The organism is Cylindrospermum sp. FACHB-282, from assembly GCF_014697195.1.
Lineage (GTDB): Bacteria > Cyanobacteriota > Cyanobacteriia > Cyanobacteriales > Nostocaceae > Cylindrospermum.
Window position 1 is genome coordinate 25,464 of the sequence record NZ_JACJRJ010000013.1, and the last position, 23,868, is coordinate 49,331.

Genomic DNA, 23,868 nt, shown 5'->3' on the forward strand with positions numbered 1-23,868 from the left:
CTGCCTTCTACTTAATCAGTAAACAAATGGATAGACGGACATTTCTGAAAAGCTCCCTGGCAATGGGCATTGTGATCTGGCCCGGAGAAAAACTTCCGAAACAGTTAGAAATAACTGAAGCTCAAGTCAAAGAGTTGTTTACTGTAGAGCCTGCCAATTCTGCCACATCTATCTTTCCCCAGAGTGTGGCATCTGGGGAGCCACAGCCCCAGGGGATTACTCTATGGACTCGTGTTGTTTCACCACAAGCTGATTTGATTCAGGTTGGTTTTGAGGTTTCCGCAGATCCTGAGTTTAAGGCGATCGCTTTACGAGGTGTAACACAAACGGATGCATCAAAGGATTACACCCTGAAAGCTAGTCTAAATTCCCCGTATCTAAAACCCGCTACCACCTACTACTACCGATTTATCTACAAAGGAACAGCTAGCAGAACCGGTCGTTTTCAGACGCTCCCTGCTTCCATATCTGAAGTCAACAGAGTTCGCTTCGCATACATTAGCTGCCAGGATTACACTAACGGCTACTACAATGTCCATCGCTTTTTGGCAGAAGAGGAGATTGATTTTGTGGTATTTTTGGGCGATTATATCTACGAATCTGTAGGAGACAGCAGTTTCCAAAGTGGAATCCGTCCCATCCAGCTACCTAGTGGTCAACCAGTCGCTGCTACCCTTGAAGACTATCGATTTCTCTATCAGACCTACAACAGCGATCGCAATTTGCAAAAGCTGCGGGAGCGCTTTGCCTTGATCAACATTTGGGATGATCATGAGTTTGCCAATGATTGCTTCGGGACGAATACTCCTAATCAAGTTCCCTTCTCTAAATCAGAGCTTCGTCAGTGGGCAACTCAAGCATGGATTGAACACATCCCGACTAGCATTCCTTTCCAAGCTGACAAGGAGCCACTGGCTGCGGTGCAAATCTATCGCGCATTCAAATTTGGCAACTTGCTGGAACTGGTAATGACAGATGAACGCCTTTATCGGGATAGTCCCCCCGCTGACAAGCTTGAGGTGCAGCAGCAGCGGTATCTTAAACAAAACCGATACATGATTCCAGACTGTGCCGAACGGAATGATCCAAACCGTACTATGCTGGGACACACACAGCGCCAGTGGTTCTTAGATAAAATGCTCAATTCTTCTTCCACCTGGAAAATTTGGGGGAATGAAGTGCTAACTCTGCAACTCAAGTATTTATCGGCATTGGCCACAAAGTTTATCGGGCAATCAACCCCAGATTTGTTTATGTCGCTTGATCAGTGGGATGGTTATCCTGCTGAACGTGCGCTACTGTTTAGTACCCTCAAAGAGGCTGGAGTGAAAAACTTTGTGACGATTACTGGCGATTTCCACACCTTTGTGTCTGGGTATCAGAAAGTGAACTTTGATGACCCGCAGGAGGAGCCGATAGGGGTGGAGTTCCTCGTTGGCTCAATTTCTTCTTCTAACTTCGCAGAGACTGATAATTCAAGTTCCCAGGAGGGATTTTTTCCACCAATCGACGTGATGACGCAAACGCTCACGGCTAGTAATCCGCATATTCAGTACTTTAACTCTACAACCCACGGTTACAACCTTGTTGAAGTGACGCCATTAGCGCTAACTTGCACATTGAAAGCAGTTAGCGATATTACAACACCGGGGGGAACACTCTCAACTCTCAAGGTTTTTCGAGTACCTCGCGATCAAGTGTTAATTGAAGATTTGACATCTGCTTAAAATTTGGACATTAGTCATAATATTGGAGTTTTTTATGAAAGCTGTTGTTTTTTCCCAACCTGAAACCGTGGTTGTCGAACAGGTAGCCGATCCCAGGTGTGAAGCCGGTGAAGTGATCGTGCAGGTAAAGCGGGCGGGTATTTGTGGAACTGATTTGCATATATTCCACAATGAATACCTGTCTAATTTCCCGTTGATCCCTGGTCACGAATTTGTGGGGATTGTTGTTGAAGTTGGTAGAGAAGTGGTTGATGTGCAACCAGGCGATCGCGTGGTCGTTGATCCAGATTTGTACTGTGGTCATTGTTTTTACTGTCGCAATCAACAAGCCAATCATTGTCTGAATTGGCAAGGTATCGGAGTCACAAGACCTGGCGGCTTCGCTGAATACGTTACGGTTCCAGTGCGTGCGTGTTACAAGCTACCAGACACAATTTCTGATACACAAGCCACATTTATTGAACCGCTGGCTTGTGTGATTCATGGACTCAATCGTTTGCAACCACATCCAGCCGACGAAGTGTTAATTTTCGGTGCTGGGCCAATTGGACTACTGTTACTGCAAGCATTACAAAATAGTGGTGCAGCTAAGATTGTGGTCGTAGAAAAGCACGCCAACCGCAGAGCATTAGCCAGTCAACTTGGAGCAATTGCGATCGCAGCTGATGAAAATCAAACAGCCGCATTGCACGAACTTGCACCTTACGGCTTCTCGATTGTTGTCGATGCCACCGGTGTCCCAGCAGTCATCCAACAGGCTCTCAATTATCTCCGCCCTAGAGGAAAATATTTACAATTTGGTGTTGCTGCTAGCAATGCCACAGTTACATGGCGTCCCCATGATATTTTTCGGAACGATTGGACTATTCTTGGCAGTTATTCCCAATGTCTCACCTTTTTACCTGCCATTAAATGGTTAGAAAATAACAAAATTGATGTGGCATCCTTGGTTAGTCATACTTTCCCCTTGACTGATTTCCCAGATGCATTGCAACGCTTTGCGCGTGGTGAAACCCTGAAAGTTCATCTTCAGATTAGTTAAATATCATTTTGCGCGATCGCCTTTGAAAAAAAGATTTTTGGTTCCATGCTAGTCAAGTTTTTGCACATCTTGCATACATATCAGCAAACCGGAGGAAACATTCTATGCGCTTGAAAAATCAAGTTGTGATCATTACCGGCGCTAGTCGCGGTCTGGGTCAAGCTATGGCCTTACTTTTTGGCAAAGAAGGAGCGCACATCATTGCCGCTTCCCGGACATCAAGTGAAATTGAGCATACCGCAGAGCAAATTCGTGATCACGGAGGGTCGGCTCTGGCTATTCCCACAGATATTACTGACTTAGCACAGGTTTCCGACTTGTTCCGGCGTGTAGAGGAAGATTACGGCAAAATAGATATTCTGATCAACAATGCCGGCATCGGTCTGTTTGGTTCGGTCGAAGAATTGACACCAGAGGCACTTGACCAGATGTTAGCAGTCAATGTCAAAGGCACAGTCTACTGTTGTCAAGCAGCATTCAAGCGGATGAAAGAAGCTCGTAGTGGGCATATTATCAATATCTTATCCACTGCTAGCAAAGTAGGTCGAGCCAATGAAAGTGGTTACACTGCTTCCAAATGGGCACAAGCTGGATTTACAGAAAGCTTGAAAGCCGAAGCCAAGCCATTTGGTATTCGTGTCACCTCGTTTTGTCCAGGTGGGATGAACACACCATTTTGGCAAACTCCTGAGAACCAAGCACATCAGCAACAGGCAGAACAGTTTATGAACCCACAGGCGATCGCTGAACTCCTGCTGCATATTGCCACATTTCCAGCAGCAATCAACATCGACGATATAGTCGTTAAGCGAATGTAGCTGCTGCACTCCTGAAAAGTTTTCTTGTTAATTCCAGCGTAGGAGGTTGATAAATTATGATTAATGTACAGCAAGGCGCGCAGACAAGTATCAGCGCTGGTAAATTCAAAGGGTTAAGTGCGATCGCTGATGAACGAGGCATCATCACTGCTGTAGCCACAGATCAACGCGGTTCCTTAAAAAAGGCTCTTGCCGCTGCCACGGGTAGTGAAGTGAGCGCAGCTTTACTCACAGAAATTAAACAAAGTTTCGTTGAAGTGTTAGGAGTATACGCCAGTTCCCTGTTGATAGATCCTGAATATGGTCTGCCTACAATTGAATTACGCCCCCCACACACGGGAATATTTTTAGCCTATGAACGAACAGGCTTTAATCCACAAATCAAAGGGCGTTTACCAGAACTACTGCCAAACTGGTCTGTACATCGGTTAGTCGAGCGTGGTGCGAATGGCATTAAAATCTTGTTGTACTACGATCCTGACGACACTTCAGCAATCAATGAAGTCAAGCATAGCTTTATTGAACGTGTAGGAGCTGAGTGTCGTGCTTATGATGTGCCCTTTTTTCTTGAGCCAGTCAGCTACAGCGATGCTATCAATGATGAAAACTCACTTACATTTGCACAGGTCAAGCCAGATAAAGTCAAACAATCAATCCAAGAGTTTTCCCAGCCCCACTATGGTGTGGACGTCCTCAAAGTCGAATTGCCTGTAGATGTGCGCTACATAGCTGATTTCCCAGCTAACACCACAGGGCAAAGCGCCTACAACTATACTGACGCCATCAAGCACCTCCGTGAGGCAGCGACCTTAGCGAAAGTACCATTTATCTACCTGAGTGCATCCGCAACGGCTCCGATATTTGCCCAGACGCTGACGCTAATTACCGAAGCTGATACCGCATTTTCTGGTGTACTATATGGGCTTGACATTTGGCGAGATTGCATCGTTGCCTATGGTCAGGGTGGTATTACAGGATTAAATGATTGGCTACAGCAAAACACTGTGCCAACGCTTCAGAAATTTAACCAAATAATTACTCAGTCTGCCACCCCCTGGTGGGATGTGTACGATCAGGGTGTAAAAAACACCCAAATATGATGAAAAAATGGCACAATGCACCACCTGTTTGGAAACAGCAACAACAGACGCTTACAGTAACTTCAGGGCTAAACACAGACTTTTGGCGTAAAACTCATTACGGTTTTATCCGCGACACTGGACACTTTTATTATCAAGAAGTGACAGGCGATTTTAGCGCTGTTGTGAAAATCACCGGACAGTATGAGGTGCTTTACGACCAAGCAGGGCTGATGATCCGCGAAAACGATTTGACGTGGTTAAAAAGCGGAATTGAGTTTGTAGAAGGTGTGCAATACGCCAGTGTTGTAATCACACGTGAGTATTCTGACTGGTCTGTGGTACAGTTACCTCAAAATCCGACTTCTTTGTGGCTAAAGTTGGAACGAAGGGGAAGCGCCGTGGAGGTGAAATATTCCCTCGACGGTGAACAATACACGATGATCAGACTGGCTTATTTGACTGAAGCGGAAACAGTGCGCGTTGGCCCGATGTGTGCTTCGCCTGAAAGGGAAGGTTTTCAAGTGGTTTTTGAAGACTTCCAAATTACACCTTTGTAGGAAGATTAAGCTAGCTGATCGCGTTTTTAATTTGGGCGTTGCATATTTACGGGATGATTTTTCTCATGCAGAGGAGGACACTTGCATGGACGGGTTTCCCGAATTGAGCATCGCTTCCATCGCTTTTTCACAGCCTGATTAATGGTCAGTATCCAAAAACAACTGACCACTAAATATTACCCATTACTCATTACTCATCATTGACTCCAACTGCACCACCTCAGAAGGTAAGTGTTGATCTAGCCAATTCCCTAAATTAGTCATTACCTCTTGGTAATTGAGGTCAGCATGAAGTTCGTGATAGGCTTCTGGATACTCGATTAGTAGCTTATCTGGATAGGATACTTTTTGGTAAAAGGCTTGGCTTCCCGCTGGTTTTGCCACTTGATCAGCCCCTCCTTGGAGAATCAACAAAGGTACTTGCCAATCACCAGCGTGGGCATAAATCCAATCCCGTGTTGCAAAGAATTCCGTAGACAGACGGGCAGTACCGAGGGTATGCTTGAACTCATCCTGGGCAATGGCGGCTACAACCTTTTCATCCCGTGAACCAGGAATACTCTTAAGACCCGTATTCATAGTGAAACGTGGCCACACCCGTGAGAGCATCTTTCCTATGAACAGGCGCAAAGGTGATACCCCAACTTTCCCGATACTTGGCGCTAAGGCAATTACACCCTGCAATGGGGGTGCATCTTTGGCATATCGCAGCGCGTAATCAAGGACGATTACACCGCCCATGCTATGACCTAAAAGAAAAACTGGGACTTCTGGCTGTTGCTGGTGAATTAACTTGAAGAGCGATCGCAAATCTTCTCGATACTCAGCCCAAGCATTAATATAGCCTCGCTGACCGGGGGAGCGTCCATGACCGCGCATATCCACGCCATAGATGGCATATTGCTTGGGTAGCAAATGCTCAACTATATTACTGTAGCGTCCACTGTGTCCTCCAAGCCCATGCACAACAGCTAATACCCCCCGTACCTTAATATCTGGAATCCAGCTTTGGTAATACAGGTCAAGCCCCCCAACACCTTTAAATTTGCCGTCGCTGTGGTAAATTTTCATGGTTATTTTTTTACGCTCTTTCCCAGCAAGCTACTAGCCTATAAACGTACATTGTAGGAATAATAGCTTCTAACCGTGGGAATGAATACAGATAAATTGAGTTACTGTGACAGATTTAAACAAAAATTGGCTTTTTCTCAGAAAAATCAAGCCTCAAGCTTCTGACTCTAGAGTGGTTTAGATGATGCCGTCAAAGACTATTATTTGTTTATGCGTTCAAAGAGGATGTTATCGAAACTTCTTCGAGTAAATCTGGTTCTGAAAGCAGCATTGGTGAGGTAACTTCCCAAGTTCACCTAAATGGAAAAACAGCAGACAAGACATCGATCCATCAGCGGTCAAATCAAACAGAATCAGAAACCCCTTTGCCCTTAACTCATGCAGCCATCAAGCGGGTGTGGGAAGGTGTAGCAGCGGCAGGCAGCAGCGCAGTGCGTCACGCTATCGAGTCCAATCTCCAGCAGCTGTCAACCATTAATGATCAACAAACAGAGAAGAGAATTGATGCTAGAATCCGGCGCTTTGTATTGCGATCGCTCATTCATTCTCTATTTCGGGTGCGAGTCGAACATCTAGAAAGGATACCACCAGAACCCGCCATCTTATCTGCCAACCATCTCCACCACATCGACCCCTTACTCCTGCTGGCAGAACTACCCACCCAACCCCACTACTATATTCTGGGGGATGCTCGCACCCTCTACAACAAGTGGTGGAAACGTTTGATCTTGGGTTTTGCTGGGGGTGTCATTCCTTTAGAACGGATTTGGAAAGAAGAACTCGCCGTCATCACCGCAGCCAAAGCTGGACAGCAAGACCTCCTAGAACTGGCTACAGCCATTGAAAAGACAGTACACACAGGCGGAGATATCCAGACACTGCGCCAGATAGACCGAATTGTTCTAGCAATTTTAGCCCGTGGGGATGGAATGATTCTGTTTCCCGAAGGAAGACTAGGAACCAATGAGGGTCAATTACATCTCCCACTCAAGCGAGGAACTGTGATTTACGCCTTACGGGCTGGAGTGCCAATAGTACCAGTAGCGCTGATTGGCACTTATGACCTCTTTTTGGGAAAAGAGTTAACCATTCGGGTTGGTGAACCATTATACTTTACCCCCGATTCCAGACCGAAGCGACAGGAAGTAGACGCAGCCTTAGAAAAGTTGCAGCAGGCAATGTTGGATCTATTGCCCACAGACTATCAAGAACCAACCGGGACAAAGCTGTTTCGCCATTTTCTCAACCACATGTTTTGGTGAAAATATTTAAAGCAGTTGTCATTTATTTAAACCACATCTGTCCCAGGGGCACAGCAACGCTAAATCAGGATTTATAGGATTGGAGGATTTACAGGATAATTTCTGATTCAGACAGGAGGATTTACAGACTCAAACAATCAAGCCATCCTGTTCATCCCCTAATCCTGTAAATCCTGATTCAGACAATTTTGGGCGTTATTTACCACGTAACAGCCCCTGGAAGAACTGAAAAATATTCACAAATATTTGTTCTAGCCAAAGCATAGCCCGATCCAGCCATGCCAGCAATACCTCTAAGGGGTGTTTTTCATACCCCAACAATGTTGCTGTAGTTTCTATCCAGTCTGGTTGTGCTTCAACTTGAGTGTTTTGGCGCACTTGCATCTGATAAAGTTCCCTTTTGTTTTTCTCACTTCCACCTTGAGAAATACGGGATGTGGTTTTTTTGTTGGCGGGGACTTTTGCCGATTTTTTGGGATTTGAGCCGCGATTCTGGGTTAATTTTTTCCCTTCAAAAAACCCTAATCCTGATTTTAAGTTTTGTAGCAAATCTTGGGCGCTATGATTTAAATCATCTGGCGGAGAATTTTCTGCTGATGGACTAGATGCGATCGCCTGATTTATGCTGGAAAATGGTATAATTACCTCATCAGGACTCGCCTCAGCATCACCAAACAAATCATTTAACGTCAGCCAAGGATCTACAATAACATACCCTTGCTGTACTTGTTCATTTTTGGGCAATGCCTTTCTAGAACTCTGGTTTAATACTTTACCTTGTAGCTTGACCTTCGTTTCTGTAGGCTCAAGTTTCTTACCAGTTCTATCGCCAAAAAAGTACTTTACAGCCGCCTCAATCAAAGCCTGAATCTTCAGCGTTTGAGTTTCCAACCCATCAGCCGAAACTGCGATTTGTCCCCTCGCCTCTAGTTGTTCTTTGCCGTACAGAAATATATTTAACTGAGTTTGGGCAGTTTGCATAATTTCCCGGCTGTGTTGCTGTACAGTGACTAAAGCATTTGATTCTACCTGAGCTAATGCTGTATCTAGCAATGCCAAAACCTTACCAGGATTTAGTAAATATTTATTCTCTCTACCATCTGCTGCAATTTTTCCCGCAGCTAGTAATGGCGTATTTTCCCGATTTGTCCCAGTCAATTTAGCTAATATGCGGTCAATTTCTGGTAATAGCGCTGCTTCTTTTTTAGCTTCAGCTAATTGCCAAGAATGCCAATAATCAGCCACTTCGCCAATAATTCTGTCTGCTAATTTTGCTTGTTGCTGGGGTGTTAAAATGTCGAGAATTTGATTCTCGGCGGTAACAAGTACCAAATTACGATTCCCCAAATGTGTAGCAATTCCCCGTATTACTGGCAGATGCCCCTTGAGAGTATTTTCTGTCTCTACCGCTAGTTTGTCTGGAATCCTTAAGGATTTCGGCTGATGATTGGGAACAAATTTCTCCCAAAAAGACCCCAAAACCGCCAAGAGGTTAAAAGTCTGAGATGTTTTTGCGGGTGTGGTTGTGGGTTCTTCCGTTGAAAGATTTTGGACAACTTCTAGTATGTGCTGAATCGGTGTGTCAGCAGGTGGCGGAGTTTCGGGTTGTAACTGTCGTCTGGGTTGTGGTTCTTTGGTGTGTAGTCGTTTCCCAGCCAATTCATCTGACTGAAACATCTGGTACACCTGGTAAAGTAGTGCATCCACACCCAATTTAGTGGCAACTTGCAATTGCCGGAAGGTGTTTTCCCACTGTTCTGTCAACCGCCGAGATTGCTGGTGGACAAAGTTAAAGAGTTTGCTTTGATAACGACCAGAGTAACCAGAAGACATGATAGTGATTTATTCTTTATAGCTTTGTTTAGTCTTGAGACCCCCACCAAACAATAAAAACGCCAAACTGTTAATTATCGTCAGTCACCCCATCTTAGCGAAAATATGACTCCTGCTGTATCTTCATCTTCTAGCAAATTGATCTCGGAAGCAATTGAGAAGTTACGCTCTTGCTGTCAAGTTAATATACAGTCTACATGGCTACATCGAGAATCTGATTCGGTAATTACTGCTATTGCTGCCTCTGATTTGTCTAATTGGCAACCTGTTGAGCTAAATGCTAAAGGACATATTGCTTGGACTGGGGGAAAAACGGTGCTGTGGCTGGTGCAAAAATTGGTGGTTCCCCAAAATTTACAGGGTTATCCTTTGGCTGGGTTGTCTTTGCGGTTGGCGCTGGTTTGGTGGGCTGATTCTGCGGAAATTTATGTGAATGGGGAGTTGGTGCTGGAGGGGGATTTATTTGATTGTTCGCCGAGGGTGCTTCTTAGTCAAGGGGTGAGTCCTGGTGAAGAGTTTGTTGTGGCTTTGCGGTTGGTGAGTCCGGGACATGATCAGGGTGCGTTGGTGCGATCGCTCTTCGTTTATGAGTCAATGGATTATAATATCCCTGATCCGGGTTTTGTGGCTGATGAGTTGGCTGTGGTTCAGCTTTATTTGGAACGGTTTTCACCTGAGAAGTTGGCTGTTTTGGCTGAAGGGGTGAGGGAAGTAACGAACCGCCAAGACGCCAAGGAAGAGTGGGAAGAGTGGGAAGAGTGGGAGAAATCAGTTTTGTCTTTACGGGAAAATCTGATTCAATCTAAAATCCAAAGTCTAAAATCTAAAATATATTTGTTGGGTCATGCTCATTTGGATTTGGCTTGGTTATGGCCTGTTAGTGAAACTTGGAATGCTGCACAACGCACTTTTGAGTCGGTTTTACGGTTACAGGTAGATTTTCCGGAGTTGATTTTTTGTCATTCGACGCCGGCGCTTTATGGTTGGATTGAGGAACATCGTCCAGATTTGTTTGCAGCTATTCAAGGACGGGTGGCTGCTGGACGTTGGGAGGTTATCGGCGGTTTTTGGGTGGAACCGGAACTTAATTTGATTGCTGGTGAATCTATTGTCCGTCAGCTATTGTATGGTCAGCGCTATTTTCAGGAGAAGTTTGGCAAGGTTTCGTCTGTGGTCTGGGTTCCTGATTCTTTTGGTTTTTGTGCAACTTTACCGCAGTTTTTCGTTAATGCGGGAATTGAGTTTTTTGTCACCCAAAAGCTACGCTGGAATGATACTACTAAGTTTGATTATGGCGCTTTTTGGTGGCGATCGCCTGATGGCAGTGAAATATTTAGTTTGATGTCTGCACTCATCGGTCAAACTATTGACCCTGTTAAAATGGCAGAATACGCCTGTGAATGGCAAACCCAAACTGGCTTAGAAGATGCTCTCTGGCTTCCTGGTGTGGGCGACCACGGCGGCGGCCCCACCCGTGATATGTTAGAAGTTGCCCAACGTTGGCAACAGTCACCTTTTTTCCCTGAGCTAGAATTTACAACAGCAGAAAAGTATTTACAGCAGATAAAATCCCAAGTTCAAAATCTCCCTGTTTGGGAAGATGAACTCTATCTAGAATTCCATCGCGGTTGCTATACTAGCCACGCAGACCAAAAACGCTGGAATCGTCGTTGCGAAAATTTGTTGTACCAAGCTGAACTGTTTGCTACTTTGGCAAATATTACCTGTGGGGTGACATATCCTCAAGCAGAAATCGAAGCAGCTTGGAAGCAAGTGTTATTTCAACAGTTTCACGATATTTTACCCGGTTCTTCTATTACCCAAGTTTATGATGATGCGTTAACCGAGTGGCAACAAGTAGAAGAGGTGGGAACGAAGATATTAAACGAGTCCTTGGGTGCGATCGCATCTCACATCACTCTACCAGAACCCCCACAGCCCAATAGTCTATCTGTTATAGTTTTTAACTCTCTCAATTGGTCGCGTTCTGAAGTCGTCTCTGTCACCTTACCCACACCTCACCAACCATGGCAGGTTTTCGATGCTGCTGGAAATCAGCTTGACTCTCAGTTATCTGAACCATCAACCCTACTATTTCTCGCAACTGATATCCCACCTGTCGGTTACACCATATTTTGGATTTCTCCCACAATTCTCCCCATCACCCCCTCACCCCTTCCCTCAGACTGGGTGCTAGAAAATGAATTTTTGCGCGTTGTCGTAAATCATCAAACAGGCGATTTAGCAAGTGTCTTTGACAAAATTCAACAAAGAGAAACTTTAAGTGGTGCCGGAAATCAACTCCAAGCCTTTAAAGACAGTGGTCAATATTGGGATGCTTGGAATATTGACCCCAATTATGCCCAGCATCCCTTACCCCCAACCCACCTTAAATCTATTCAATGGCTAGAAACCGGAAGAGTGCAAACTCGTGTGCGTGTGGTGCGTCAGTTGGGTGCATCGGAATTTTGCCAAGACTATATCTTGCAAGCTGGTGTACCCCTATTAAAAATTTCCACCACTGTTAATTGGCAAGAAAATCAGGTATTAGTAAAAGCAGCCTTTCCCCTCAACATCACAGCAGACTTTGCTACCTATGAAATTCCCTGCGGTGCTATTCGTCGCCCCATAAATCCCCAAACCCCCGCCGAAAAAGCCAAATGGGAAGTTCCCGCCTTACGTTGGGCTGATTTAACTGGAGAGACAGAAAGCGGTATTTACGGAGTCAGTTTACTGAATGATTGTAAATATGGTTACGATAGTCAACCCAATCAACTACGGCTAACATTACTCCGCAGTCCCAACTGGCCAGACCCAGAGGCTGACAGAGGCTATCATGAATTTACATATTGCCTGTATCCCCACGCTAATAGCTGGGAATCAGCCCACACAGTACACCGAGGGTATGAATTAAATATCCCTTTACAAGTAATCTTAAATCCACCCAGCACTCGCAACTCCCCACCCAGCAATCTTACAAGGGCGAGTTTCTTAGATTTATCAGCCGAAAATTTAATCTTGATGGCACTGAAACCAGCAGAAGATAACCCACAAACATATATTCTCCGTTGTTATGAATGTCACGGAGAAACAGCTGAGTTATCTTTACAAAGTGACCTGGGTTTAACCTTAGACCATGCTGTAGATTTATTAGAACGTCCCCTCACCAATCAACTTGTACCCTCAACGATACAGCCTTGGAAAATCGCCACCTTCCAAGTCAGGCTTGACGATAAACTTCTCTCCGATGTCCGATTTTGACAACAGTTACCACTAATACATCATCCTGAATTTGATACAAAATTCGATAACCGTTTTCTGTATCTTTTAGCTTAACAACACCATCGGGAAGTGGTTATTTTGCTAATGCTTGGATTTTCACCTCTATCTTTTCTCGAATGTCTTCTGATAACTTTTTTAACTGCTTTAATGCACCTCTTGATATTTCAATTTGATATGTCACGCAATTTCCCTTTTTGCTTGTAACCAAGGTATCGTGCCGTTAGTTTTTATATCTTCTAGGGCTGCATGATATTCTTTGATATCTTCTTCATCCTCGCTTCTCCGAATTTTTAGAAGTTCTAAAATCTCTTCTAGGGTGTCTTCATAAGCATTTTCTAACTCTACATAAATTGCTTTGAGTAATGCTTCCTTAGTGCTTGTAGCTATATCTTCCGATTGTGCATTTTTCATAAAAAATACCCCAATATTTGTTAAGATGATTACTTGTAGCAACCACCATATAACAATCTTATGGTATGGCTTCAGCAGAAGCTATTGTTTTTGGGGGGTTGGCTCCGACCTACGGTGTACACACAAGTCTCTTTCAATGCAATTTATGGTTGTGCGAACACGCCGATTCAAAACCTCACCCTGGTTCTGCTACGCACAACCTGTCCCTCTCCTTGCCAAGGAGAGGGATGTCCGTCAGGACAGGGTGAGGTTTTTCCAGACTTTTGGGTATGGAAACGAGATTTTAAAAGGGTTTCTGCTTACGTTGATACTCATGAACAATGTTGTCTACGATAATCTGTACCTCACCAAGTTGCAAAAACTTCAGTAAGTCAAATTGACAAAAATAGTAATACGTTATAAGCTTTTATACAAATGTGTTGAAGTAAATCGACACACCCCGCCCGAACCTTGAAAACCGCATAATTCCGTTGAGGTGTGTCGATACTTTGTGCAGTAAGGCTTTTAGGCTGCCAAATTGATAGATTTTTGAAATTGTTTTGCCATTTTCAAGAGGTGTGTCGATTTAGAGGTCTTAAACCCTTTCCCAGTAAGGCTTCCAAAGGTGAACTCTTTACATCACCACTTCCCCTAACGGGGATGGAAACGTGAAAGAAAAACAAAAAACAACCGAGGAAATACCTTTACATCACCACTTCCCCTAACGGGGATGGAAACTTCACAAGGGAACGACTGACCCTCAACAGAAAAGACTTTACATCACCACTTCCCCTAACGGGGATGGAAACAATGCCGGGCTATCAAAGACCGGATTAATGTTGAACACTTTACATCACCACTTCCCCTAACGGGGATGGAAACAATCCGAAGCGCTCGATTTACGTCGAAAACGACATAACTTTACATCACCACTTCCCCTAACGGGGATGGAAACTTGTCTTTGAATCCCCACGAAGGTGAGGTCTGTCTGATGCTTTACATCACCACTTCCCCTAACGGGGATGGAAAGACATAATTTTGAATTAGGGAATAGAGAAAACTCAAAAACTATAGGACTTACTTCCTTTGGAGATTCATCCTAATATTGGGCATTTTTAATCGTGTTTTTATGCGTTAGCTGTAGGGTGCGTTCCCTAACGCACCGATTAAGATTTTCAATGAATAAAACCAGCCTACATATTTAGCATTGTTTGTCAATGCGTAAGTCCTAAACTATTCTTAATGCAATAACATCTCAGAAACGGTGCGTTAGGAACGCACCCTACGGGTTAAGATGGTTTTTTCTTCCCTGGTTTGACAAAAGAGGTTAAACGGAAATAGACAACTTTTCTAGTCTTCGTGGTCGTCAAACGGGTCATCGAGTTCTTGAGCAGGAGGCCCAAATGAGGTATAAATGGCCCAGCCGGTTATTGCTACCAGTGCAGCGCCAAAGGAAATGCTAAGAAATATTGCGGGTTCCATAAATTAGGGATAAATTATGATTTCTATTATTAATAGAGTATTACAAAATTTGAAGCAAAAGCCGACAATTATTAACCAACCCAAGTTGAGGTAACACTTTCCTTGGTATTATGGTCATGGCTAAAAGCTATGGTATGCGCTCCGCGTACCGATAAGTACGGGCTGCAAGACCTATAATCAGGGCAACCTGAAAGAGGCAAGTTCAGCCCAAAAATCTCAACCCCTCAAGGGCTGGGAATTTCCCAAAAAATTAAAAAAAGCTTTGGCAACAAATCTTAGGTGAACTATGGCACTACGGACTAGGTTAGGAGATATCCTCAGACCCTTAAACTCTGAGTATGGTAAAGTGGCTCCGGGTTGGGGTACTACCCCAGTAATGGGTGTTTTTATGCTGCTATTTTTGGTGTTTCTGCTAATTATTCTGCAACTTTACAATAAATCACTGTTGGTTCAGGATGTACTTGTTGATTGGCGAAGCTTAGGCGGCTAAGTGATATAGAACTATCAAACTTGGATAACAAGTTAACTTACACCCGGCTTGTCCGGGTTTTTTCGTCGGTTGTAATTTGCCACTGACCGCTAACTATTGATTAGACTACAGATGTAAGTTGCCGCAGTGGTTTTAGAGTTTACAGGAGATAAACAATGAATATCTTTGGTATAGGTCTGCCGGAAATGGGTCTAATTATGATAGTGGCGCTGTTAATCTTTGGCCCGAAGAAGCTACCAGAGATTGGGCGGAGTTTGGGGAAAACCATTCGCGGTTTTCAAGAAGCTTCTAATGAATTTCAAAACGAGTTTAAGCGCGAAGCCGAAAATTTAGAACAAGCGGTGAAGACTACCGCTGAACTGGAACCCAAGCAAATCGAGGCTGTGACATCCCAGCATGATACCCCTAGTTCTTCCCCAACTAACTAGGAAGGTGTTGCTTAGAGATTGCCTTGAGCCAAAATGATAGAAGCTGTTAAGCAACCAGCTTTGGTGATTCCCCAGCTAATTGTCGGGTTGGGGAATCCTGAGCCTAAGTATGACCAAACTCGCCATAATATTGGCTTTGCTGCTATAGATGCTCTCTCCCGTTTCTGGAAAATTCCCCTCGCGGAAAATCGCAAGTTTCAAGGGGAATATAGCGAAGGAATAGCAGCCGGTGGCGGAAAAATTCGCCTGTTGAAGCCGTTGACTTATATGAATCGCTCAGGACAGTCAATCCAAGCGGTGACAAGTTGGTATAAGTTGCCGCCAGGGTCGGTGTTGGTGATTTATGATGATATGGATTTACCTTTGGGTAAAACTCGTCTACGCTTGTCTGGTTCTGCTGGGGGGCACAATGGGATGAAAAGCATCATCGCTCATCTGAATTCCCAAGACTTCCCCCGTTTACGCATCGGCATTGGTAAACCAAAAGGTGCAGCTAATAGTGATGATTCAGAAACTGTCTCTCATGTACTGGGGCGATTTTCTGGCGCTGAAACTAAATTAATGTCTCTTGTGCTTGAGTTCGTGGTTGAGTGTGTGGAACTCAGCCTTAAGCAGGGAGTCGAAAAGGCGATGAATCGTTGTAATAGTCGGACTATTGATGTTTCTGAGGGTTAGGTTATTTTGGTTGATGGGCAGCTTTTTGAGCCTGCCCCATCCAAACCAGGATAAAATCCTTGACGCACCCTATGCATGAGCAAAAAAAAATTCACTCACACTGCAATTCAGGGTACGGTAAATCTTGCGGAAATTTTTGTAAAAATAATGGTAAACCGCAGTTACTTGTTTCAGATTATATCCTCAAGAAACAACAGTACTAAAGCACAGAGGGTTATTTAAAACGGCGTTTGCGTCTAGCTTCCACTCCCTTACGTTTACGCTTTTCCTGCGGGGTTTCAAAGTGCCGATGATATCTAACGTCAGCCAATATACCAGCTTTGGAAACCTGGCGTTTAAACCGACGAAGGGCTGAGTCTATTCCTTCGTTTTCGCCTAGAAGCACTTGGGTCATTCTTATTGTGTCCTCAATTTATCGACAATTTACATTGTAATATCAGCCTCAGAGTTAGCAAAACCCCCTAGACTAGTCCGGGGAGCAAGAGGCAATTCATCAACACACTCAAGAGCGAGATTCGAGAAACTGGGTAAATTATACTGCCAAATTTTTGCCGATGTACGACAATTTAACTTAAAACGTAATTTAGATTACTAAGAAAAGTGAGCAGTTATTATTATTTTTAACGATTTTAAAAGTTTATTTTACCTTCGTTGAGTAATTTATATCCGGTGGCTAGGGCGGTAAAAGCAACGCAGAAATTCCATAAGCTAGTGGATTTTAAAATCACTCCACCGCTTAAGAAAACTAGCACTATACCAAGGCATAGTAAAACCCAGCCAAATTTACGAGTTTCTCTCCCAAAAAAGACTAATGCAAATATACCTGCCATAATTGCTAAAACTGAGGCGGTCGCAGGTAATGTGCGGAAGGATAATCTATAGTAACTGCTAACAAATATGATGTTTTGACCAAAGAAGTATATGCCTATAAGAAGTAGAAATAATCCTATAAGTTTGATGAATGCTCTGCCCATGTTTTTTGATATTTATCATGCTTTAACTTAATTTAAACTATTATGTAATTTGATGTCTCTAAGAATTACTGAATTTTGTGTAAATTCTCATTAAAGATTAGATGAAAATTACGGTGAATATACTTATGTTACTTCGGTCTATGAATATAGGATAAACCAGAATTAAATACTACTAGCTGAATCATCACTCTTCACTCAGCACGATAGATAGGGCTAGTTGATAAAGTTGGCGACGGGGTAGGTTGGTGACTTTTGCTAACTGACGACTAGCTTGCGATCGCGAAATTCCCTGACTGATGATCTGTTTTAATTCGGCTTTGAGTTGTTCTTCTGTTAGTTGCAGTTGACTGGGTGGATTTCCTGCCACCACGAGAGTATATTCCCCTTGGGGTTCTCGCTGGTTGTAATGGGCGATCGCCTCGGCAATTGTCCCCCGCCAAAATTCCTCATACAATTTAGTTAATTCCCGCCCTAGCACGATTTGGCGATCGCCTCCCCAAACCTCCCCTAAATCTTGTAAAGTTTCCCGCAAGCGGTGGGGTGACTCGTAAAAAATTAATGTTCGAGATTCTGCTTGCAGAAATTCTAAATATTCTCGTCGCTGTTGACTTTTCGCTGATAAAAAGCCTTCAAAGCTAAACCGATCTGTTGGTAGTCCAGATGCACTTAAAGCTGTAATTGCCGCACTAGGGCCAGGAATGGGAACTACTGTGATCCCCGCCTGAATACAAGCTATCACCAGTTCATATCCCGGATCAGAAATTCCTGGCATTCCCGCATCACTCACAAGTGCGATCGCCTTATTATTAGCTAAAAGCTCTAATAATTCTGGTACACGGCTGTGTCGGTTATGCTCGTGGTAACTCATCTGGGGCGTCTTAACTTGAAAATGTTGTAGCAACTTCCCCGTGTGGCGTGTGTCTTCCGCTGCAATTAAATCCACCGTTTGCAAAATTCGCACCGCCCGAAAAGTCATATCTTCCAGATTGCCAATTGGTGTGCCGACAACATAAAGTGTTCCTGGTTTTGGATCAGTTTGCATAATTTTTATATTTTACAAATTTTCGTTTTCACTGGGTAAAAATTCAGGCGTTAAAATTTCTGTTAAGCCATAAGGACAAATTTCAGGAAATGAAGATAATCCTGTTTCTCTTTCGGCGCTAATGGTAGCAAGTTGATAAGTTTTATCGAGTGACTCGGCTAAAAAGGAGCTAAGACTGGGGTTTTCCTGAAGCAGTTTCTCTAAGCGTAAGCGTTGCTCCTTGATGGTTAATTGCCAACTCCGAGAGCGTAAGTTAGGCTGAAATTGCCATTTGAGTAGGTGCATCAGTAATAGTTCTAATCGGCTTTCTAATTCCCGTTTTTCAGAACGTCCCATGTCTTCAATTTCTTCAGCGATCTGATGGAAATCAATTTGATTAAATTGTCTTGTTCTCAGCAAGTGCGCTTGTTCTTGCGTCCAAGCATAAAAATCATTGTTGTGGGTAGCTGGATTCATAAATTATCCTGGAATTCAGTTAATAATTCGAGAAAGTTACCTTTTGCCCAATGACTAATTTTGGCTTATTTGTTGGTTTAGTAACCTTAGATTTAATTTACCTTGCTGAGTCTGCCCCCAAAAATAATCAGAAACTAGTTGCTACTGACTATACTGTGGCAGCAGGTGGCCCGGCAACAAATGCAGCTGTAACCTTCAGCCATTTGGGTAATCAAGCTACAGTCTTGGGTGTGGTGGGTTCTCACCCAATGACGCAGTTAATTAAAACAGATTTGGCAAATTACAAAGTGGCGATCGCCGATCTTTACCCCAGCACCAATGCAGCCCCGCCCATCTCATCTATCATTGTTACCCAAGCTACGGGCCAAAGGGCTGTAGTTTCCATTAACGCTGTCAAAACTCAGTCCACAAGTGAAGCTATCCCACCAGATATTTGGCAAAATGTCGATATTGTCCTAATTGATGGGCATCAGATAGCAGTTAGCAAAGTCATAGCCCAAATTGCTAAAAACCAGAATATCCCAGTTGTGATTGATGGCGGTAGCTGGAAGCCAGGATTTGCAGAACTTTTGCCTTTTGTGGATTACGCCGTTTGTTCAGCTAATTTTTATCCCCCCAACTGCCATACTGGAGAAGAAGTTTTTACCTATCTCAACGCCTTGGGTATACCCCACATCGCCATCACCCACGGAGAAAAACCCATTCAATATTTAAGTGGTGGTAAAACTGGTGTTGTCAATGTGCCCATAATTCAGCCAGTTGATACACTGGGAGCAGGAGATATTTTCCACGGTGCATTCTGCCATTACATCCTAGGGAAAAGCTTTACCGATGCCTTGACAAATGCGGCTAATATTGCTGCCACTTCCTGTAAATTTTTTGGCACACGCCGTTGGCTCGATTCAAAGTAGACTTAGTGTATTCCAGGAAACAAATTAATTTCAATTTGCCACCTTTTCAGTCCAAATTTGACTCAGCAATGAAAGACCTACAAGAAATATTAGAAATTGCCCGTGATGTCGGTAGGGGGGCAGCAAATATACTGCGGTCTTATTACCACGGAACAGCAAAAAATCCAAACCTCGACATCCAATATAAACAAAATGAGCCAGTTACCGTTGCAGATGTAGCCGTCAGTCAATATATCTTGCAAAGGCTACAGGCAGCTTTAGGTAATGAAGATTTTGCCTATATCAGCGAAGAAACCTATAAATCTCCACTGAGTAGAGATAGCTCTAAGTGGGTCTGGATCATTGATCCTTTAGATGGGACGCGAGACTTTATCGACAAAACTGGGGACTATGCCATTCACATCGCTTTAGTGCAGGAAAATCGCCCAGTGTTAGCCGTGGTAGTCGTACCAGAGGCGGAAAAATTGTATTACGCAACTATTGGCGGTGGTACTTTTGTAGAAACTAGAGATGGCTCTATCCCTTTACAAGTTTCTGCTGGTAAACTAGTTAAGGATTTAACCCTGGTTGTGAGTCGTTCTCATCGCAATGAACGGTTAAATTATCTACTGCAAAACCTACCCTGTCAAAATCAACAAGCGATCGGCAGTGTGGGTTGTAAAATCGCCGCCATTGTCGAACAACAGGCAGATATTTATATTTCCCTTTCCGGCAACTCTGCCCCCAAAGATTGGGATCTCGCAGCTCCCGAACTAATTTTAACAGAAGCTGGTGGTAAGTTTACCCACTTCGATGGCACTCCCTTACAATACAACACTGGTGATATAAATCAGTGGGGCGGAATGCTGGCTAGCAACGGTCAGTATCAAGAGGCACTGTGTAAGCAAGCAGAAAACATACTAACACAATACACTTCTGGATCAAGGTAAGAAAGTTTGTGGGAAATTAGTTTTCAGACAATTAGTTATGCTATAGTTACACCCACGACTAACGAATATCCTTATCCGTAAAATTCCTCAGCATTCAGCCTGGCTTTTGAGTTACTAAACTAGCAAGATATCGCTGGTTTCTCAAAACCATTTTCACAAATAGAATTTGTAGAACGAACGAGATACAGCCTTTTATTGGCAGCCTTTTAAGCTAAACTGACCAATTTTATAATTGGATATTACTCCGTATGGGGACATATTCCAAGGCTATGCTATACTTCTCGATATAAGGATTATTTTCGGTTGAGTAAGTCGTTTTAAGTTTTTAAATGCGTCTCTCCGAATCTAACTCTCTACACTCTCTGGTTTGGGAGACCCTCCTCTATGTCGATTTACGTTGGAAATTTGTCCTATCAGGTAACAGAAGAAGACCTGAAGCGGGCTTTTGCTGAGTACGGAACCGTTAATCGTGTGCAGTTACCCAGTGATCGGGAAACAGGCCGTCCACGTGGTTTTGCCTTTGTGGAAATGGAAACCGACGCACAAGAAACTGCTGCTATTGAAGCCCTTGATGGCGCTGAATGGATGGGGCGTGATTTAAAAGTGAATAAGGCTAAACCCCGCGAAGAAAGAAGTGATTCCTCTCGTGGAAGCTGGGGCAATAATACCCGTAATAACCGACGTTACTAAGCCTGTTTCTGCAAATATCACATTTAGAGTCTCCAGCAGATCAAGCCAAAGGCTCATTTCTGCTGGAATATTTTATTTTGTTTCTAGCCGGCAACTATATATCTACATCTAGGAGGAATGAGAATGACCCAAGTAGTTTTGGGGGAAAATGAAGGTATTGAATCAGCTTTACGAAGATTTAAACGGGAAGTTTCCAAAGCAGGAATTTTCCAAGATATGCGAAAGAAGCGTCACTTTGAGACGCCGATAGAAAAAGAAAAGCGTAAAGCAATTGCTAGGCACAAGCAACGCCGTAAACAACACACTCGCTTCAAGTAATTAACTCCAGGCTAATTTTTCGCTTCGACTTAAATCCAGTCAGTATTTTTCTTATCTGGAAAAAGAGCAAAGCGCGGTTGCTAGATTACCAAACACTGAGGCACGGCTTAAGCCGTGCCTTTGAGTATCAGCTTAAAATCCCCGCACTTTTAAGAGGCTAAATCTCAGCTACTGCGCGTTCAATTAAGCGCCGAGCTAAAGTTTGCGTACCTGTGTGCTCATAGTAATTCGTTGATACATCCAGGAATGCTGCCAGGTAGTCTAACTTATCATCAGCAAGTTGGACAAAACTTTGCAGGTTACCGACGACTTTTTGGGGCGTTAAATTATTGGCGCTGACGATACCACTCATCCAACCTTTAACTGAGTCAAAGCTTTCGCCAATAAAGTTGAGTTTGCCAGCATCATTATTACCGGGAATTGAATCTTTGATGTTTTGGAAAGTTGAGTTTTGTGCTAAATCCTGTGGACTTGTCTGATTAATCCCAGATAATGCTTTGTTGATGAAGTCTGGGCCTAGGGGGATCAAACCATCAACGCAAATCAATGCCACCATTCGGATGAGAGACTCACCACTATACTCACCCAAAGAGGCGACAAAATCCCCAATGCTGTCTCCGGGAATACCGTTAATTTGGCAGAAGGCTACCAATTCAACAACTAATTTCAATGTCAGATCAATAGTTTGGGCTTTGTCTGGTTTGGGAGTAAGGGAGTTTAAAAAACCCAACAGGGGAATGTTCTCACCAACTTTGTTAGCCAAAGCGGCTGCACCTAAAGCTTTATCCGTGCCATCAACAGTTTGATAAAGCCATAAAGCTCTTTGGTAGCCTTGGGATTTGTCGTTGAATAGATAAATTGCTCGTTCGCCAATTTGCTGAATTAGGTCTTCGTCATCTTCACCAGTGACAGTTTTAATGGTATTGACAAAGCCAACGGTGTTTTGCCACTCCCCAGGAGCGACAAAATCTAGGGCTTTCAACATAGATACAGTTAGGTTACTGGTTGGCAATTCATCAACTAACTGCTGAATTGGTTTACTCACAAAAATCTCCTTATTTTGTTTGTTTTTTTATCTGACATGATGCGATGTGCATCTTATTTCAACTTCGCCAGACCAGCAAGATTAAATTTCTCGATCCAATCTGCGCGATCGCTTGCTGTAAATGATGGGTCTTTAGAAATCACTTTCACTTGGTACTTACCCACCAAAACAGAAGTTTGAGTTTTTCCTAGTTCTACGGCTGGATAACCGCCAATTTTTTTGGTGCTACTAGCAAATTTTGCCGCTGCGTTGGGAGTGCTAGTGGTGTCAGAAATAGCAAGTTGCGCTAAGGTTTTACCGCCTTTTTTCAAGTTCGCTTCCGAGAAGCCTTTTTTCTCTTGAGTATAAACGCGCTGGTAGCCGTCTCCCGCAGGTGGGAAGAACTTATTCAATTTACTACCCTGAGTTGCGTCTTTAGAAACGGCTAGACCGCTTTTCTTCTTGGTGCTTTCCTGTTGTACCTGGTCAAAACGACTGGGTGCTGATGTAGAACAAGCTGTTGTAGTCAGTAATAAAACTGACAGCAACACAGCAGCTAAAATTCTGCGTCCACGGGGTAAAGTCACGGAATTATTCTCCTAAATGCTATATGTGTGAGGCAATTATCTGTGCTTGTTTGGTGTTTAACGCAGAAAATTTACTTTTCGATAATTATTGCTAGTTCGTCAGGTGAATAACTGTTAAACAAATAAATGGCTATTGTGCTTCATTGCGGTAAGCTACCACAGCATAGAACGGATCTCCTCCAGCTGCACCCAACCACTGCAAGAAGTTCGGTACTGTTGACTTATGGGCAATAACTTCTGGGGTAGTAAATCCCGGTACTGAGGTAAAATAGCGTTTGACTAGTTCAACTCTAGTGGCATCTGTGCCATCCCGCCAAGCTTGAATCGCTTTTTGAAAAAACATCCTGTTAGAAAAGCTGATAATTGCGACGCCACCAGGTTTGAGGATGCGGTGAATTTCGGAAAATAATGCCTCTGGATATTGCATATACTGCACAGAAACGCAGTTAAGAACAGCATCAAAATCTTGATCTGGTAAAGGTAACTGGGGATTTTCGTTGAGATTTTGCACAAAGTGATGATTTAACCGAGGATTACGTGCGAGTTCCTCAGCGTTGAGTCCATGTCCTTCAACATGATCAAACTGTAATTCTTCTGGCAGATGAGACACCCAGCTGCTCATCATATCAAGGATGCGCGTATTGGGTTTTAGTCGCTGACGATATAATTCTGTTAGCTGTTGAATAAAGCTTTCATCGACATGGGTGACAAAGCGGGGATAGGCATAAAAAAGTTTGTCGTCTGTATCATCTAACTTCAGGCGTTGATTCGGTCTTAGTAGCATAAATCTAGATTGTG

The 23,868-nt window shown here is 43.6% G+C and carries 25 protein-coding genes and 1 CRISPR repeat array; of the genes, 14 read left to right on the forward strand and 11 right to left on the reverse strand.

Features of this window, described 5'->3' with window-relative positions; translation table 11 throughout:
* Positions 1-26: 26 nt before the first annotated feature.
* The 5 genes from H6G32_RS09080 (at position 27) to H6G32_RS09100 (ending at position 5,226) form a co-directional block, all read left to right on the forward strand.
* Positions 27-1,727, forward strand: coding sequence for an alkaline phosphatase D family protein (locus tag H6G32_RS09080; protein WP_242046535.1), 1,701 nt, complete (start codon positions 27-29; stop codon positions 1,725-1,727).
* Between the two features lie 34 nt (positions 1,728-1,761).
* Entirely contained in the window at positions 1,762-2,769 is a 1,008-nt protein-coding gene (locus H6G32_RS09085; protein ID WP_190457308.1) for a zinc-dependent alcohol dehydrogenase family protein, read from the forward strand.
* Between the two features lie 104 nt (positions 2,770-2,873).
* Positions 2,874-3,587, forward strand: coding sequence for an SDR family oxidoreductase (locus H6G32_RS09090; RefSeq protein WP_190457309.1), 714 nt, complete (start codon positions 2,874-2,876; stop codon positions 3,585-3,587).
* A gap of 56 nt (positions 3,588-3,643) precedes the next feature.
* On the forward strand, positions 3,644-4,687 hold the full coding sequence (locus H6G32_RS09095; RefSeq protein ID WP_190457312.1) for a tagatose 1,6-diphosphate aldolase: 1,044 nt from the start codon (positions 3,644-3,646) through the stop codon (positions 4,685-4,687).
* The gene (locus H6G32_RS09100) at positions 4,684-5,226 is read left to right on the forward strand and encodes a DUF1349 domain-containing protein (RefSeq protein WP_190457314.1); all 543 of its coding nucleotides are present in this window, start codon (positions 4,684-4,686) and stop codon (positions 5,224-5,226) included. The genes H6G32_RS09095 and H6G32_RS09100 overlap by 4 nt, the downstream gene beginning before the upstream one ends.
* Positions 5,227-5,409: 183 nt before the next feature.
* On the opposite strand, the gene H6G32_RS09105 is transcribed toward H6G32_RS09100, so the two are convergent.
* Entirely contained in the window at positions 5,410-6,297 is an 888-nt protein-coding gene (locus H6G32_RS09105; RefSeq protein WP_190457316.1) for an alpha/beta hydrolase, read from the reverse strand.
* A gap of 365 nt (positions 6,298-6,662) precedes the next feature.
* On the opposite strand from H6G32_RS09105, the gene H6G32_RS09110 reads away from it, so the two are divergent.
* The gene (locus H6G32_RS09110; protein ID WP_199328048.1) at positions 6,663-7,559 is read left to right on the forward strand and encodes a lysophospholipid acyltransferase family protein; all 897 of its coding nucleotides are present in this window, start codon (positions 6,663-6,665) and stop codon (positions 7,557-7,559) included.
* Between the two features lie 195 nt (positions 7,560-7,754).
* On the opposite strand, the gene H6G32_RS09115 is transcribed toward H6G32_RS09110, so the two are convergent.
* Positions 7,755-9,392 carry a hypothetical protein gene (locus H6G32_RS09115; protein WP_190457318.1) on the reverse strand — a complete coding sequence of 546 codons (1,638 nt, stop codon included), beginning with the start codon at positions 9,390-9,392 and terminating at the stop codon, positions 7,755-7,757.
* Between the two features lie 105 nt (positions 9,393-9,497).
* On the opposite strand from H6G32_RS09115, the gene H6G32_RS09120 reads away from it, so the two are divergent.
* On the forward strand, positions 9,498-12,653 hold the full coding sequence (locus H6G32_RS09120; protein ID WP_190457320.1) for an alpha-mannosidase: 3,156 nt from the start codon (positions 9,498-9,500) through the stop codon (positions 12,651-12,653).
* Positions 12,654-12,851: 198 nt separating this feature from the next.
* On the opposite strand, the gene H6G32_RS09130 is transcribed toward H6G32_RS09120, so the two are convergent.
* Both H6G32_RS09130 and psbN read right to left on the reverse strand, forming a co-directional pair.
* Positions 12,852-13,085 (reverse strand): hypothetical protein, encoded by a 234-nt coding sequence (locus H6G32_RS09130; protein WP_190457322.1) that lies wholly within the window; start codon positions 13,083-13,085, stop codon positions 12,852-12,854.
* 611 nt (positions 13,086-13,696) lie between these two features.
* Positions 13,697-14,094: direct repeats of the CRISPR family, unit length 36 nt; unit sequence CTTTACATCACCACTTCCCCTAACGGGGATGGAAAC.
* Positions 14,095-14,414: 320 nt separating this feature from the next.
* Positions 14,415-14,546: a photosystem II reaction center protein PsbN gene (gene psbN / locus H6G32_RS09135; RefSeq protein WP_015209230.1), complete on the reverse strand. Its 132-nt coding sequence runs from the start codon at positions 14,544-14,546 to the stop codon at positions 14,415-14,417.
* Positions 14,547-14,832: 286 nt separating this feature from the next.
* On the opposite strand from psbN, the gene psbH reads away from it, so the two are divergent.
* The 3 genes from psbH to pth all read left to right on the forward strand — a co-directional run bounded on the left by psbH (position 14,833) and on the right by pth (position 16,139).
* Positions 14,833-15,036: a photosystem II reaction center phosphoprotein PsbH gene (gene psbH, locus H6G32_RS09140; RefSeq protein ID WP_190457324.1), complete on the forward strand. Its 204-nt coding sequence runs from the start codon at positions 14,833-14,835 to the stop codon at positions 15,034-15,036.
* Between the two features lie 155 nt (positions 15,037-15,191).
* Positions 15,192-15,464 (forward strand): TatA/E family twin arginine-targeting protein translocase, encoded by a 273-nt coding sequence (locus H6G32_RS09145; RefSeq protein WP_190457326.1) that lies wholly within the window; start codon positions 15,192-15,194, stop codon positions 15,462-15,464.
* Between the two features lie 33 nt (positions 15,465-15,497).
* Positions 15,498-16,139 (forward strand): aminoacyl-tRNA hydrolase, encoded by a 642-nt coding sequence (gene pth, locus H6G32_RS09150; protein ID WP_190457328.1) that lies wholly within the window; start codon positions 15,498-15,500, stop codon positions 16,137-16,139.
* A gap of 214 nt (positions 16,140-16,353) precedes the next feature.
* Here pth and rpsU (H6G32_RS09155) read toward each other — a convergent pair whose 3' ends face one another.
* From rpsU (H6G32_RS09155) to H6G32_RS09170, 4 genes are all read right to left on the reverse strand, one after another.
* The gene (gene rpsU / locus H6G32_RS09155; RefSeq protein WP_190457330.1) at positions 16,354-16,533 is read right to left on the reverse strand and encodes a 30S ribosomal protein S21; all 180 of its coding nucleotides are present in this window, start codon (positions 16,531-16,533) and stop codon (positions 16,354-16,356) included.
* A gap of 235 nt (positions 16,534-16,768) precedes the next feature.
* Complete coding sequence (locus tag H6G32_RS09160) at positions 16,769-17,113, reverse strand: hypothetical protein (protein ID WP_190457332.1); 345 nt, start codon at positions 17,111-17,113, stop codon at positions 16,769-16,771.
* A 184-nt stretch (positions 17,114-17,297) separates the two neighbouring features.
* Positions 17,298-18,155, reverse strand: coding sequence for a 16S rRNA (cytidine(1402)-2'-O)-methyltransferase (gene rsmI, locus H6G32_RS09165; RefSeq protein WP_190457334.1), 858 nt, complete (start codon positions 18,153-18,155; stop codon positions 17,298-17,300).
* 12 nt (positions 18,156-18,167) lie between these two features.
* Complete coding sequence (locus tag H6G32_RS09170; RefSeq protein WP_190457336.1) at positions 18,168-18,611, reverse strand: DUF29 domain-containing protein; 444 nt, start codon at positions 18,609-18,611, stop codon at positions 18,168-18,170.
* Positions 18,612-18,661: 50 nt separating this feature from the next.
* Between H6G32_RS09170 and H6G32_RS09175 the strand changes: the two genes are divergently transcribed.
* From H6G32_RS09175 to rpsU (H6G32_RS09190), 4 genes are all read left to right on the forward strand, one after another.
* Positions 18,662-19,522 (forward strand): sugar kinase, encoded by an 861-nt coding sequence (locus H6G32_RS09175; RefSeq protein WP_190457338.1) that lies wholly within the window; start codon positions 18,662-18,664, stop codon positions 19,520-19,522.
* Positions 19,523-19,590: 68 nt separating this feature from the next.
* Positions 19,591-20,451, forward strand: coding sequence for a 3'(2'),5'-bisphosphate nucleotidase CysQ family protein (locus H6G32_RS09180; RefSeq protein WP_190457341.1), 861 nt, complete (start codon positions 19,591-19,593; stop codon positions 20,449-20,451).
* 384 nt (positions 20,452-20,835) lie between these two features.
* Positions 20,836-21,141 carry an RNA recognition motif domain-containing protein gene (locus H6G32_RS09185; RefSeq protein ID WP_190457343.1) on the forward strand — a complete coding sequence of 102 codons (306 nt, stop codon included), beginning with the start codon at positions 20,836-20,838 and terminating at the stop codon, positions 21,139-21,141.
* A 123-nt stretch (positions 21,142-21,264) separates the two neighbouring features.
* Positions 21,265-21,459, forward strand: a complete 195-nt coding sequence (gene rpsU / locus H6G32_RS09190; RefSeq protein WP_190457345.1) for a 30S ribosomal protein S21 — start codon at positions 21,265-21,267, stop codon at positions 21,457-21,459.
* A 157-nt stretch (positions 21,460-21,616) separates the two neighbouring features.
* Here rpsU (H6G32_RS09190) and H6G32_RS09195 read toward each other — a convergent pair whose 3' ends face one another.
* The 3 genes from H6G32_RS09195 to H6G32_RS09205 form a co-directional block, all read right to left on the reverse strand.
* Entirely contained in the window at positions 21,617-22,504 is an 888-nt protein-coding gene (locus tag H6G32_RS09195) for a hypothetical protein (RefSeq protein ID WP_190457347.1), read from the reverse strand.
* A 53-nt stretch (positions 22,505-22,557) separates the two neighbouring features.
* On the reverse strand, positions 22,558-23,070 hold the full coding sequence (locus H6G32_RS09200) for a hypothetical protein (protein ID WP_190457349.1): 513 nt from the start codon (positions 23,068-23,070) through the stop codon (positions 22,558-22,560).
* Positions 23,071-23,200: 130 nt separating this feature from the next.
* Positions 23,201-23,854, reverse strand: coding sequence for a class I SAM-dependent methyltransferase (locus H6G32_RS09205; RefSeq protein ID WP_190457351.1), 654 nt, complete (start codon positions 23,852-23,854; stop codon positions 23,201-23,203).
* Positions 23,855-23,868: the final 14 nt, after the last annotated feature.

Bases quoted from the DNA above. Each gene is read 5' to 3' on its own strand.
- H6G32_RS09170 (WP_190457336.1), bottom strand. From the start codon at position 18,611: ATGAATCCAGCTACCCACAACAATGATTTTTATGCTTGGACGCAAGAA.
- psbN (WP_015209230.1), bottom strand. From the start codon at position 14,546: ATGGAACCCGCAATATTTCTTAGCATTTCCTTTGGCGCTGCACTGGTA.
- H6G32_RS09105 (WP_190457316.1), bottom strand. From the start codon at position 6,297: ATGAAAATTTACCACAGCGACGGCAAATTTAAAGGTGTTGGGGGGCTT.
- H6G32_RS09180 (WP_190457341.1), top strand. From the start codon at position 19,591: ATGAAAGACCTACAAGAAATATTAGAAATTGCCCGTGATGTCGGTAGG.
- H6G32_RS09160 (WP_190457332.1), bottom strand. From the start codon at position 17,113: ATGGGCAGAGCATTCATCAAACTTATAGGATTATTTCTACTTCTTATA.
- H6G32_RS09100 (WP_190457314.1), top strand. From the start codon at position 4,684: ATGATGAAAAAATGGCACAATGCACCACCTGTTTGGAAACAGCAACAA.
- H6G32_RS09090 (WP_190457309.1), top strand. From the start codon at position 2,874: ATGCGCTTGAAAAATCAAGTTGTGATCATTACCGGCGCTAGTCGCGGT.
- H6G32_RS09185 (WP_190457343.1), top strand. From the start codon at position 20,836: ATGTCGATTTACGTTGGAAATTTGTCCTATCAGGTAACAGAAGAAGAC.
- H6G32_RS09175 (WP_190457338.1), top strand. From the start codon at position 18,662: ATGACTAATTTTGGCTTATTTGTTGGTTTAGTAACCTTAGATTTAATT.
- rpsU (WP_190457345.1), top strand. From the start codon at position 21,265: ATGACCCAAGTAGTTTTGGGGGAAAATGAAGGTATTGAATCAGCTTTA.
- H6G32_RS09085 (WP_190457308.1), top strand. From the start codon at position 1,762: ATGAAAGCTGTTGTTTTTTCCCAACCTGAAACCGTGGTTGTCGAACAG.
- H6G32_RS09120 (WP_190457320.1), top strand. From the start codon at position 9,498: ATGACTCCTGCTGTATCTTCATCTTCTAGCAAATTGATCTCGGAAGCA.
- H6G32_RS09080 (WP_242046535.1), top strand. From the start codon at position 27: ATGGATAGACGGACATTTCTGAAAAGCTCCCTGGCAATGGGCATTGTG.
- H6G32_RS09130 (WP_190457322.1), bottom strand. From the start codon at position 13,085: ATGAAAAATGCACAATCGGAAGATATAGCTACAAGCACTAAGGAAGCA.
- H6G32_RS09095 (WP_190457312.1), top strand. From the start codon at position 3,644: ATGATTAATGTACAGCAAGGCGCGCAGACAAGTATCAGCGCTGGTAAA.
- psbH (WP_190457324.1), top strand. From the start codon at position 14,833: ATGGCACTACGGACTAGGTTAGGAGATATCCTCAGACCCTTAAACTCT.
- rpsU (WP_190457330.1), bottom strand. From the start codon at position 16,533: ATGACCCAAGTGCTTCTAGGCGAAAACGAAGGAATAGACTCAGCCCTT.
- pth (WP_190457328.1), top strand. From the start codon at position 15,498: ATGATAGAAGCTGTTAAGCAACCAGCTTTGGTGATTCCCCAGCTAATT.
- rsmI (WP_190457334.1), bottom strand. From the start codon at position 18,155: ATGCAAACTGATCCAAAACCAGGAACACTTTATGTTGTCGGCACACCA.
- H6G32_RS09115 (WP_190457318.1), bottom strand. From the start codon at position 9,392: ATGTCTTCTGGTTACTCTGGTCGTTATCAAAGCAAACTCTTTAACTTT.
- H6G32_RS09205 (WP_190457351.1), bottom strand. From the start codon at position 23,854: ATGCTACTAAGACCGAATCAACGCCTGAAGTTAGATGATACAGACGAC.
- H6G32_RS09145 (WP_190457326.1), top strand. From the start codon at position 15,192: ATGAATATCTTTGGTATAGGTCTGCCGGAAATGGGTCTAATTATGATA.